Origin of the sequence: Pseudomonas ekonensis (assembly GCF_019145435.1) — a bacterium.
In the GTDB taxonomy this organism is placed as follows: Bacteria; Pseudomonadota; Gammaproteobacteria; order Pseudomonadales; family Pseudomonadaceae; genus Aquipseudomonas; species Aquipseudomonas ekonensis.
In genome coordinates this window covers 77065-87855 of sequence record NZ_JAHSTS010000001.1, presented here as the reverse complement: position 1 = coordinate 87855, position 10791 = coordinate 77065, and the positions used below count along the sequence as shown (strand labels likewise).

The following is a 10791-nucleotide window of genomic DNA, read 5'->3' as shown; positions in this document are numbered from 1 at the left end:
GATGCTTAATAGTTGAAAGTCTTGACCAGCAGCAGATCACCGATCGCCCGCAGGGGCACGATGAACGTTTCGCGTTTTTCGTCGACGGTGTTTTCCTGGGTCACCAGCGTGATCTGCGAGGTGATCACCTCGTTCTGATTGCTGGCCTCCTCGAAGTTATAGCCGCCGTCGCCGAAGTTGCCCCAATAGTTGACGTAAACCAGATAGGTGCCGTGCAGCGGCGCGGTCATGGTGAACATTTCCGGGCCCGGGCCGTCGACGCCGTCCGGATCCAGGCCGCCGCCGTTGCTCAAGGCCGGACGCGCCCAGAAGGCGTGCTGGCCGTCCGGCGTGACGATGTGCAGGTCGAGCTCGGCCTTGGGGTCGTCCCAGCCCAGCACCACGCGGATCCGCGCCGGCGTGCGCAGGTCGTTGGCCTCGTAGAACTGCACGCGCTTGAGCGACTGCCCTTCGGCGCTGCGCACCTCGACGCTGTTGGAGCCGGCGCCGAAGGCATAGGGCCGGGCGAAGCGTCCGTCATCGTCGGTGTACAGGTTCAGCGGATTGCCGTTCACCGCCAGGGTGTGCGGCCCGCGCTGGCGGCCGAGGGCCTTGAGCTGGCCCTGGATCATCGTGCGGTTGCGCTGGATGCCGCGGTCGATGGGCGGCGTGGGGTAGGCGACCTGGGGGTTTTCCGTGCGGTCGAGCAGGCCGTGGTAGCGCCAGCCGCCCTGGGGCTCCGTCAATTCGGCACTCGGCGCCGCCAGCAGCGCGGGCGTGCAGGCCAACCCGATCAGCAGCAAAAGAAACGAACGCATGTGATGCCTCCTGCCATGCCTGACGAAACCTTGCGCCCGATCCTCGGCGCTTCACAGTGGCGCGCACTGCGTTTCGTCTGAAAGCCCCTGAAAACGGGGTCGTGGAAGGCGCGAAGATTAACGATTCGGCCGTTTTTTAACAATCGGATACATCTGGATTTGCGGTGGGAATCACGCACATTTACGGTGTGTGAGCCGAATGGCGGATTTATTCGGCTCACAAAACGAGCCGAATAATGATCTCCCCAGGCAAAACACATCAATCCGTGGCGAGGGCGCTCGCTCCCGCCGGGTTGCGAAGCGACCCCGACCCCAACGATCCGGCCCTGGCTCCGGCCATGCCCGGGACGGCTGCGCAGCCCAGCGGGAGCAAGCTCCCCGCCACGGGGAACGCCCCGCTCATTTGCCCCTGCCCCCCCTATCTGCTAGTGTCGCGCCGGTTTAACGTCTACCGGAAACCGCCGCCATGGCCCGCAAAAAAGCTGCACTGGATTTCGAACAGTCCCTCGCCGACCTGCAAACGCTGGTGGAGCGTCTGGAGAACGGCGAACTGTCGCTGGAGGACTCGCTGGCCGCCTTCGAGCAGGGCATCGGCCTGACCCGCGACTGCCAGGCGGCGCTGGCCCAGGCCGAGCAGAAGGTGCAGATCCTGCTGGAGCGCGACGGCGAACTGGCCGAAGCCCCGTTCGATGCGGACCTGCCGGAATGATCGCCGCGTATTCGGCCGCCAGCCAGGCACGGGTCAACGCGGCGCTGGAGATCCTGTTCAAGGCCCCGCTGCCGGAACTGGCGCGCCTGTATGAGGCGATGCACTACAGCGTGATGATCGGCGGCAAGCGCGTGCGTCCGCTGCTGGCCTACGCCGCGTGCGAAGCCCTCGGCGGCAAGGCCGGGCAGGCCAACGGCGCAGCCTGCGCGGTGGAGCTGATCCACGCCTACTCGCTGGTGCACGACGATTTGCCGGCCATGGACGACGACGATCTGCGCCGCGGCCAGCCCACCACCCACAAGAAGTACGACGAAGCCTGCGCGATCCTCGCCGGCGACGGCCTGCAGAGCCTGGCGTTCAGCGCCCTGCTGGATCCGCGCCTGAGCGACCTGGGCGCCGACATCCGCCTGCAGATGGTCACCGCCCTCGCCCACGCGGCAGGTCCGGCCGGCATGGTCGGCGGCCAGGCCATCGACCTCGGCTCGGTGGGCCTCAAGCTCGACCAGAAGGCCCTGGAGCAGATGCACCGGCACAAGACCGGCGCGCTGATCGAGGTCAGCGTCAAGCTCGGCGCCCTGGCCAGCGGCCGCGCCGAGAAGGACGAGCTCAAGGCCCTGCAGACTTATGCACAGGCCATCGGCCTGGCGTTCCAGGTGCAGGACGACATCCTCGACGTCGAAAGCGACACCGAAACCCTCGGCAAGCGCCAGGGCGCCGACATCGCCCGCGACAAGCCGACCTACCCGGCCCTGCTCGGCCTCGACGCGGCCAAGGCCTATGCGCTGGAACTGCGCGATCAGGCCCTGCACGCGCTGCGACCGTTTGACGCGGCCGCCGAGCCGCTGCGCGACCTGGCCCGGTACATCGTCGAGCGCCGCCACTGACGGCAGATCCGCCAAAAGGGACCTACGCGTGGGCAGGGGGCGATGCATCAGGTAAACTGCCGCATCTTTTATACCTATAACGATTCGCCTGATGCCCACGACGTTTCATGAGATTCCCCGCAAGCGCCCGACCACGCCCCTGCTCGACCGCGCGAACACGCCGGACGGCCTGCGCCGGTTAGGCGAAGCCGAGCTGGAGACCCTGGCCGATGAGTTGCGCCTGGAACTGCTCTACACGGTCGGCCAGACCGGTGGGCATTTCGGTGCCGGCCTGGGCGTCATCGAGCTGACCATCGCGTTGCATTACGTGTTCGACACCCCGGACGACCGGCTGGTGTGGGACGTCGGCCATCAGGCGTATCCGCACAAGATCCTCACCGGCCGCCGCGAGCGCATGGGCACCCTGCGCCAGAAGGACGGCATCGCCGCCTTCCCGCGCCGCTCCGAGAGCGAGTACGACACCTTCGGCGTCGGTCACTCCAGCACCTCGATCAGCGCCGCGCTGGGCATGGCCATCGCCGCCCGCCTGCAGAACAGCGACCGCAAGGCGATCGCCGTGATCGGCGACGGCGCGCTGACCGCCGGCATGGCGTTCGAGGCGCTGAACCACGCGCCGGAAGTGGACGCCAACATGCTGGTGATCCTCAACGACAACGACATGTCGATCTCGCGCAACGTCGGCGGCCTGTCCAACTACCTGGCCAAGATCCTCTCCAGCCGCACCTACGCGAGCATGCGCGAAGGCAGCAAGAAAGTGCTGTCGCGCCTGCCCGGCGCCTGGGAGATCGCCCGCCGCACCGAAGAGTACGCCAAGGGCATGCTGGTGCCCGGCACCCTGTTCGAAGAGCTGGGCTGGAACTACATCGGCCCGATCGACGGCCACGACCTGCCGACCCTGATCGCCACCCTGCGCAACATGCGCGACCTGAAGGGCCCGCAGTTCCTGCACGTGGTCACCAAGAAGGGCAAGGGCTTCGCCCCGGCGGAGGTCGACCCGATCGGCTACCACGCCATCACCAAGCTCGAACCGCTGGACGCCCCCGCCGCTGCGCCGAAGAAGGCCGGCGGGCCGAAGTATTCCGGTGTGTTCGGCGAATGGCTGTGCGACATGGCCGCCGCCGATCCGCGCCTGGTGGGCATCACCCCGGCGATGAAGGAAGGCTCGGACCTGGTGGCGTTCAGCGAACGTTTCCCGCTGCGCTACTTCGACGTGGCGATCGCCGAACAGCACGCCGTGACCCTCGCCGCCGGCATGGCCTGCGAAGGCGCCAAGCCGGTGGTGGCGATCTACTCGACGTTCCTGCAGCGCGGCTACGACCAACTGGTCCACGACGTCGCGGTGCAGAACCTCGACGTGCTGTTCGCCATCGATCGCGCGGGCCTGGTGGGCGAAGACGGCCCGACACACGCCGGCAGCTTCGACCTGTCGTACCTGCGCTGCATCCCGGGCATGGTCATCATGACCCCGAGCGACGAGAACGAACTGCGCAAGATGCTCAGCACCGGCCACCTGTACAACGGCCCGGCGGCGGTGCGCTACCCGCGCGGCACCGGCCCGAACGCCACCATCGAGAAGAGCCTGGAGCCGATCGAGATCGGCAAGGGCGTGGTGCGCCGCCAGGGCAGCAAGGTCGCCCTGCTGGTGTTCGGCGTGCAACTGGCCGAGGCGCTGAACGTCGCCGAGAAGCTGGACGCCACGGTCATCGACATGCGCTTCGTCAAACCGCTGGACGAAGCGTTGGTGCGTGAAGCCGCCGCCAACCACGATCTGCTGGTGACCATCGAGGAAAACTCGGTGATGGGCGGCGCCGGCAGCGCGGTCAGCGAGTGCCTCGCCCGCGAGAACGTGCTCAAGTCGATCCTGCACCTGGGCCTGCCGGACATCTACGTCGAACACGCCAAACCGGCGCAGATGCTCGCCGAGTGCGGGCTGGACGAGGCCGGGATCGAAGCGGCGGTGCGCGAGCGCCTGCAACTGCTCGACCGCTGAACACACCCTCCCTGCAAGCCCCTTGTGGGAGCGAGCCTGCTCGCGATAGCGCACTGTCAGTCAGCCCTATGCCGACCGACACACCGCCATCGCGAGCAGGCTCGCTCCCACATTGGTTTTATGTACGCCTGAAATCTCAATGGACTGCCGATGCAACTCTCGCGCCTCGCCCTGCCCCTCCTCCTGCTCCCCGCCAGCCCGGCATTCGCCGACGCCTTCGAACGCGACGAAGCCCTGAAGCTGCCGGACGTGCTGATCAGCGCCAACCGCCAGGTCGAGGCACGCAACGACAGCAGCGCCGCCAACACCGTGTTCACCCGCAACGACATCGAGCGCCTGCAGCCGCAGAGCGTCACCGATCTGCTGCAACGGGTGCCGGGCGTGCAGGTGGCGCAGACCGGCGGGCGCGGCAGCCAGCCGGGGATCTACATCCGCGGCACCCAGTCGGCCCAGAGCCTGGTGCTGGTGGACGGCCAGCGCATCGGCAACGCCACCTCCGGCGACAGCAACCTGCAGCACCTGAACATCGATCAGATCGAACGCGTCGAAGTGCTGCGCGGTTCGCGCTCGGTGATCTACGGCAGTGACGCGATTGGCGGGGTGATTCAGATCTTCACCCGGCGCGGCGCCGAGGCGGGCCTGCAACCCAGGATGCATGTGGGCTTGGGCAGCCACCAGACCTGGGAGCGCAGCCTCGGCCTGTCCGGCGGTGACGACAACACCCGCTTCAACCTTGGCGCCAGCCTCGACGAAACCGCCGGCATCGACCGCACCCATGAGTCGTATCCCAGCGACGGCGACCATGATGCCTACCGCAACCAGTCCCTCAGCCTGAGCCTGAGCCACGCGCTGAGCGACGACGTCGAAGTGGGCGCCAACCTGCTGGACAACCGCGGCAAGAACGAATTCGACAGCCCGTTCGGCCGCTACGACTACCGCACTGACACCACTTATCAGCAGCAGCCCTACAGCGACTTCACCGTCAGCAGTTTCAGCGGCTACGTGGACGCACGGCTCAATGAGCGCTGGAAGTCCCGCCTGGAATTGGGCCACAGCGAAAACCGCGACAAGACCCTCGACAAGCTCAGCGACGAGCGCTCGGTGTTCAACACCTACCGCGATTCGGTGAACTGGCAGAACGACCTGACCCTCGATGCCCGCAACAGCCTGATCCTGGGCGGCGACTGGTACGAAGACCGGGTCAACAGCAGCACCGCGTTCGACGAGGACAGCCGCTGGAACCGCGCCGCCTTCATCCAGCACCGCTACCAGGCCGACAGCTTTTCCACCGAACTGGGCCTGCGCCGTGACCAGAACCAGCAGTTCGGTGGCCAGAACAGTTGGAGCGGCACCCTCACCGTGCCGGTGAACCCGGACAACGACCTGTTGCTGAGCTACAGCGAAGGCTTCCGCGCCCCGACCTTCAACGACCTGTACTACCCCGACTTCAGCAACCCGGACCTTAAGCCGGAAACCTCGAAAAGCTACGAACTGCAATGGCGCAGCCAGTTGAGCGACAGCAGCCGCCTCGAAGCGTCGCTGTACCGCACCGACCTTGAGGACGCGATCATTTTCGGCAGCAACTCACGGCCGCAGAACGTCGCCTCGGCGCGGATCAACGGCTTCGAAGCGGCGCTGAAACAGGAACTGTACGGCTGGCAGAGCAACCTCGGCGTGGCGGTCATCGACCCGCGCGACCGCGACAGCGGCCACACCCTGGCCCGCCGCGCGCGCCGCACCTTGAGCTGGGACCTGGACAGGCAGTTCGACCGGCTCGGCCTCGGCGCCTCCTGGCAGGCGGTCAGCGGCAGCTACGACGACCTGAACAACCAGCATGCCCTGGGCGGCTATGGCCTGCTCGGACTGCGCAGCAGTTGGGCGCTGAGCCGGGAGATCAAGCTGGACCTCAAGGTCGACAACCTGCTGGACAAGGATTACAGCCGGGTGCTGTACAGCCATGACAACAGTCAGTACGGCTACCGCGAGGAAGGCCGGGCGTGGATGTTCGGGGTGACCTGGACGCCGCAGCCCTGACGGGAACGGCTGCGGGGTTTTGGCTGAAGCTATCGCCAGCAGGCTGGCTCCTACAGTTTTCGCGGTAAACGCAGATTCTGCATACAACCGTAATCCCCTGTGAGAGCCAGCCTGCTGGCGATGGCGCCATCAAAGACACCGCAAAGCAACGACCTCAGCGCCCGGGCGCAATCATCCGGCAGAGCTTGGCGGTCGCCTCGATCATCTGCCCGCTCGGCCGCTCCAGGCCCTTGTCGGTCACCCGCAGCAATTGCCCCTGGCGTACCGCCGCCACCTGCGGCCAGGCATTCCAGGCATCGAGCTGCGCCTGCTCGCCGGCCAGGATCACCTCGGGATCGCGCTGCAGCACCGCCTCGATGCTGACCTGCGGCGCCGGCAAACTCAGGTCGGCGAACACGTTGCGGGCACCGCACACCGCCAGCGCATCGCTGATGATCTGCCCGCCGCCGACGGTGTACAGCGGTTTGTCCCAAACCTGATAGAACACCCGCAGAGGGCTTTCCCGGCGATAACGGGTGCGGAGCGCCTCAAGGTCTTTGCGCAATGCAGCGGCCCGTTCGGTCCCGCGCTCCGGCCGGCCAAGCCGCCGGGCGATGGCTTCGATCTGCGCGAGCAACTGGTCGAGGCTGTGGGGTTCGGCCACGAAGGTCGGGATGTTCAGCCCCTTGAGCTGCTCGCGCTGGGCCGGGCCGACGCTGCCGGGCCAGAGCAGCAGCAAGTCGGGCTGGAGGCTGAGCAAACGTTCCATGTCGAGCTGCCCGTAGCGGCCTACCGAAGGCACTTGCTTGAGCGCGGCCGGCCGCTCGCCGGCGTCCAGCACGCCCACCAGCAGGTCGGCCGAATCCAGTTCAACGACGATTTCAGACAAGGAAGGCGCGAGGCTCACCACCCGCAGGCCGGCCGAAGCCCCACCGCTGACGGCCAGCAGCAGAACCGCCAGCCAGAGACGCCGCATCAACCGAGCTGACGCGGAATGCGGTAGAGGTAGAACAGCACGGCCGTGGACAACGCCAGCAGCATCAGCGGCACGGCTTCGAGGCCGACGAACACCGCCAGCGCGCCGATCCAGGCCGGCAACGCCGCCGCCAGGAACGCCGTGCGGCGACGGGCCGCCAAGGCGATCCACGCGCCGGGCTCTTCGGGGGTGTCGAGGGCTTTCTGGGTGGCGATCAGCGCATGCTTGTAGCGGCCGAAGAATTTCAGGCTGACAAACATCGACGCCACGCCGGCGATGAACAGCGGCATCGCCAGCACCGGCAGGACCGCCTCGCCCTGGCCGAACACGCCGTTGAGCACGAACAGCGGCAGCAGCGCCAGCGCCAGGTATTTCCACCAGGCCACCGACAGGCGGCGACGCACCTGACCGCGGGTCACGCCCGGTCGACCTCGCCCTGGTGCTCGTTGCCCATCATGTGGTCGAGCTTGCTGGCCTTGGTCGCCAGGTAGAGTTTGTTGTGCGGGTTGTGGCCGGTGTGCAGCGGCACGCGCTCGGCGACCACGATGCCCATGTCGGTCAGCGCCTTGACCTTGCGCGGGTTGTTGGTCATCAGGCGCAGCGACTTGACGCCCAGGTGCTCCAGCATCGGCAGGCACATGGCGTAGTCGCGCTGGTCGGCGGCGAAGCCCAGGCGCTCGTTGGCCTCGACGGTGTCGGCGCCGCCGTCCTGCAGTTCGTAGGCGCGGATCTTGTTCAGCAGGCCGATGCCGCGGCCTTCCTGACGCAGGTACAGCAGCACGCCACGGCCTTCGCGGGCGATGGCGCGCAGGGCGGCTTCCAGTTGCGAACCGCAGTCGCAGCGCTGGCTGAACAAGGCATCGCCGGTCAGGCATTCGGAATGCAGCCGGCCCAGCACCGGGGCACCGTCCGCGATTTCGCCCAGGCTCAGCACGACGTGCTCGCGGCCGGTGGCTTCATCGAGAAAACCGTGCATGGTGAATTGCGCAAAAGGCGTTGGCAGCTTGGAAGCGGCGACAAAAACGACAGGCACCGGTGTGCTCCTGATCTGAAAAGTCTGAAGATTCGCTGGGCGGCATTGTAACAGCAGGTTCTCACAGACGCTTAGGCTGAATTGTCGGCCATAACCATCAAAAAGTTTGATGCGAAGATTGTCGTGGCGAGGGGCGTCAGCCGTTCGGATCGAACGGATACGGCTGCTTCCAGCGTTCGAAGACGGCCTTGAGCTCGCCGTTTTGCACCAGTTGCTCCATACGCCGGTCGTACAGCGCCATCAGGGCCCGGCCCTGGGGCGTGTCGGCGAAGCCCAGGTACAGCGGCAGCTCCGCCAGATGCGAGTAGCGGTACTGCGCCGGATCGTCGGCGTCCTTGACCACCGCTTCGATCTCCGTCAACGCATCGATGTAGAAATCCACCCGCCCCTGCTTGAGCATCGACAGGATCCCCGTGCGCCGCTCGATCTGGTTGAAGCGCTTGATGTTGGGCAGGTAGTTCTCGTAGCGGTAGCCCCGCACCCAGGCCAGGCGGTACTTGCCCAGGGAGGCCTGGGTCGGCGCCGGATTGCTCGCCAGGCCCAGGGCGTAGATGTGGTCGGAGTCGAAGTTCCAGCGCGGGTACAGCACCTGCTCGGCTTCGTCGCGATAGGAGCCGACCAGGGCGTCGACTTCCTTCAGTTGCACCAGCCCCACCGAACGGGTGTACGGCACGGTGCGGATGTCCAGCGTCACGCCGGCCGGCTCGAACACCAGCCGCAGCACGTCCCAGGCCAGGCCGTGGCCGTCGGCGGCGGTGTAGTCTTCCCATTCCTCGCTGGCCAGATGAATGACCGCAGGCGGTGCATCCTCGGCCCGGGCCAGGCAAGCGCCCCCGAAACCGAGCCAGGCAACAACCAACAGCGCCAACCAGCGTCGAGCCATCCTTAGTCCCCCGTGCACGCCTGAGCGCTCAGGCGAAAATCCACACCAGTCCCTGCATCGCCAGCCAGGCGAACACGCCGGCCAGCACGTCGTCGAGCATGATCCCGACGCCGCCGTGCACATGCCGGTCCACCCAGCGGATCGGCCATGGCTTGAGTATGTCGAAGAAGCGGAACACCACAAATCCGGCCAGCAGCCAGTACCAGCCTTCCGGCACCAGCCACAGGGTGATCCACATCCCGACCATCTCGTCCCAGACGATGCCTTCGTGGTCATGCACCCGCAGGTCGTCGGCCACTTTGCCGCACAGCCAGAAGCCGAACAGCATGGTGATGCCCAGCATCAGCCAGTACCCCCAGTCGGGCAACATCTGCCACAACGGAATAAAGGGTAGCGCAACCAGCGAGCCCCAGGTGCCCGGCGCCTTGGGCAAGGTGCCGGAACCGAATCCGAAGGCCAGGAAATGCCACGGATTGCGCCAGACCGACGGCGGAACGCATTCGGCCGGAACCTGTTTCGGGTGATCTGTCACGGTGACTCCTGAAAATGTTGATAACCCCGGATCTGCGGGGTGATGTCGCGTCCGTCGCGGTCGAGCAGCACAACGCCCTGCCCCTGCGCCACGCGGCCGATCACATGCACCGGCCAGCCGTCGGCCAGCAGCGCCGGCAATTCGACGGACGGCAAGGTGAAGGCCAGCACGTAGTCATCGCCGCCGCTCAGGGCCGCACGCTCGGCGCCCGGCTGGCCGAGGAACGCCACCAGTGCATCCGACAGCGGCACCCGCTCGCGCTCCACCTCCAGCCGCACGTTCGACGCCAGGGCGATGTGCCCGCAGTCGGCGAGCAGGCCGTCGGAGATGTCCAGCGCCGCCGTGGCCTTGCCGCGCAGCGCCTGGCCCAAGGCCAGTTGCGGCTGCGGCGACCAGTAATGCGCCAGCAGCGGTCCTGCGACATCGGCCGCCGCGCGCTGCCCCAGCACCAGCGGCAAGGCGCCGGCGGCATTGCCCAGCTCGCCGCCGACGCACAGCAGATCGCCTGGGCGCGCACCGCTGCGGGTCAGGGCCTGGCCCGCCGGCACGCGGCCGAACACGGTCATGGTCAGGCTCAACGGCCCACGGGTGGTGTCCCCGCCCACCAGCGCCACGCCGCAGCCTTGGGCCATCTGGCTCAAGCCGCGGGCATAGGCCTGCAGCCAATCGGCGGTCACCGTCGGCAGGGTCAGGGCAAGGGTAAAGGCAACGGGCGTGGCGCCCATGGCGGCGAGGTCGCTGACCGCCACGGCCAGCGAGCGCTGACCGAGCAGGAACGGATCGCAGGGGTCGGCGAAATGCACGCCGGCCACCAGCGTATCGGTGGAAACCGCCAGCTGTTCCCCAGAAGGAACCGCCAGCAAGGCGCAGTCGTCGCCGATCCCCAGGGCAACGCCCTCGCCGCCCTGCGCACAAGGCGCGGCGGCGAAGAAATTACGGATCAGCTCAAACTCGCCCATGAGGTCTCAAGCGCC

General features: G+C 66.9%; 11 protein-coding genes. 4 read left to right on the top strand and 7 right to left on the bottom strand.

Features of this window, described 5'->3' with window-relative positions; translation table 11 throughout:
- Positions 1-5 precede the first annotated feature (5 nt).
- Positions 6-797, bottom strand: a complete 792-nt coding sequence (locus KVG96_RS00500) for a YfaP family protein (protein WP_217890418.1) — start codon at positions 795-797, stop codon at positions 6-8.
- 466 nt (positions 798-1263) lie between these two features.
- On the opposite strand from KVG96_RS00500, the gene KVG96_RS00495 reads away from it, so the two are divergent.
- From KVG96_RS00495 to KVG96_RS00480, 4 genes are all read left to right on the top strand, one after another.
- Positions 1264-1506: an exodeoxyribonuclease VII small subunit gene (locus KVG96_RS00495; RefSeq protein WP_085585908.1), complete on the top strand. Its 243-nt coding sequence runs from the start codon at positions 1264-1266 to the stop codon at positions 1504-1506.
- Positions 1503-2390 carry a (2E,6E)-farnesyl diphosphate synthase gene (gene ispA, locus KVG96_RS00490; protein ID WP_217890417.1) on the top strand — a complete coding sequence of 296 codons (888 nt, stop codon included), beginning with the start codon at positions 1503-1505 and terminating at the stop codon, positions 2388-2390. The genes KVG96_RS00495 and ispA overlap by 4 nt, the downstream gene beginning before the upstream one ends.
- 91 nt (positions 2391-2481) lie before the next feature.
- A complete protein-coding gene (gene dxs / locus KVG96_RS00485) occupies positions 2482-4380 on the top strand; it encodes a 1-deoxy-D-xylulose-5-phosphate synthase (protein ID WP_217890416.1) in 1899 nt (632 codons plus the stop codon).
- A gap of 150 nt (positions 4381-4530) precedes the next feature.
- Positions 4531-6414 (top strand): TonB-dependent receptor domain-containing protein, encoded by a 1884-nt coding sequence (locus tag KVG96_RS00480; RefSeq protein ID WP_217890415.1) that lies wholly within the window; start codon positions 4531-4533, stop codon positions 6412-6414.
- Positions 6415-6568: 154 nt separating this feature from the next.
- Here the strand turns inward: KVG96_RS00480 and KVG96_RS00475 are convergent, their stop codons facing one another.
- From KVG96_RS00475 to thiL, 6 genes are all read right to left on the bottom strand, one after another.
- Complete coding sequence (locus tag KVG96_RS00475) at positions 6569-7369, bottom strand: cobalamin-binding protein (RefSeq protein ID WP_217890414.1); 801 nt, start codon at positions 7367-7369, stop codon at positions 6569-6571.
- Positions 7369-7788 carry an MFS transporter gene (locus KVG96_RS00470; protein WP_217890413.1) on the bottom strand — a complete coding sequence of 140 codons (420 nt, stop codon included), beginning with the start codon at positions 7786-7788 and terminating at the stop codon, positions 7369-7371. Before KVG96_RS00470 ends, KVG96_RS00475 begins: the two co-directional genes overlap by 1 nt.
- Positions 7785-8402: a GTP cyclohydrolase II gene (ribA, locus tag KVG96_RS00465; protein ID WP_085585896.1), complete on the bottom strand. Its 618-nt coding sequence runs from the start codon at positions 8400-8402 to the stop codon at positions 7785-7787. The genes KVG96_RS00470 and ribA overlap by 4 nt, the downstream gene beginning before the upstream one ends.
- A gap of 136 nt (positions 8403-8538) precedes the next feature.
- Positions 8539-9285 (bottom strand): substrate-binding periplasmic protein, encoded by a 747-nt coding sequence (locus tag KVG96_RS00460; RefSeq protein ID WP_217890412.1) that lies wholly within the window; start codon positions 9283-9285, stop codon positions 8539-8541.
- 28 nt (positions 9286-9313) lie between these two features.
- Positions 9314-9817 (bottom strand): phosphatidylglycerophosphatase A family protein, encoded by a 504-nt coding sequence (locus KVG96_RS00455; protein ID WP_085585892.1) that lies wholly within the window; start codon positions 9815-9817, stop codon positions 9314-9316.
- On the bottom strand, positions 9814-10776 hold the full coding sequence (gene thiL / locus KVG96_RS00450; protein ID WP_217890411.1) for a thiamine-phosphate kinase: 963 nt from the start codon (positions 10774-10776) through the stop codon (positions 9814-9816). The genes KVG96_RS00455 and thiL overlap by 4 nt, the downstream gene beginning before the upstream one ends.
- Positions 10777-10791: the final 15 nt, after the last annotated feature.

Bases quoted from the DNA above. Each gene is read 5' to 3' on its own strand.
- KVG96_RS00500 (WP_217890418.1), bottom strand. From the start codon at position 797: ATGCGTTCGTTTCTTTTGCTGCTGATCGGGTTGGCCTGCACGCCCGCG.
- KVG96_RS00495 (WP_085585908.1), top strand. From the start codon at position 1,264: ATGGCCCGCAAAAAAGCTGCACTGGATTTCGAACAGTCCCTCGCCGAC.
- ispA (WP_217890417.1), top strand. From the start codon at position 1,503: ATGATCGCCGCGTATTCGGCCGCCAGCCAGGCACGGGTCAACGCGGCG.
- dxs (WP_217890416.1), top strand. From the start codon at position 2,482: ATGCCCACGACGTTTCATGAGATTCCCCGCAAGCGCCCGACCACGCCC.
- KVG96_RS00480 (WP_217890415.1), top strand. From the start codon at position 4,531: ATGCAACTCTCGCGCCTCGCCCTGCCCCTCCTCCTGCTCCCCGCCAGC.
- KVG96_RS00475 (WP_217890414.1), bottom strand. From the start codon at position 7,369: ATGCGGCGTCTCTGGCTGGCGGTTCTGCTGCTGGCCGTCAGCGGTGGG.
- KVG96_RS00460 (WP_217890412.1), bottom strand. From the start codon at position 9,285: ATGGCTCGACGCTGGTTGGCGCTGTTGGTTGTTGCCTGGCTCGGTTTC.
- thiL (WP_217890411.1), bottom strand. From the start codon at position 10,776: ATGGGCGAGTTTGAGCTGATCCGTAATTTCTTCGCCGCCGCGCCTTGT.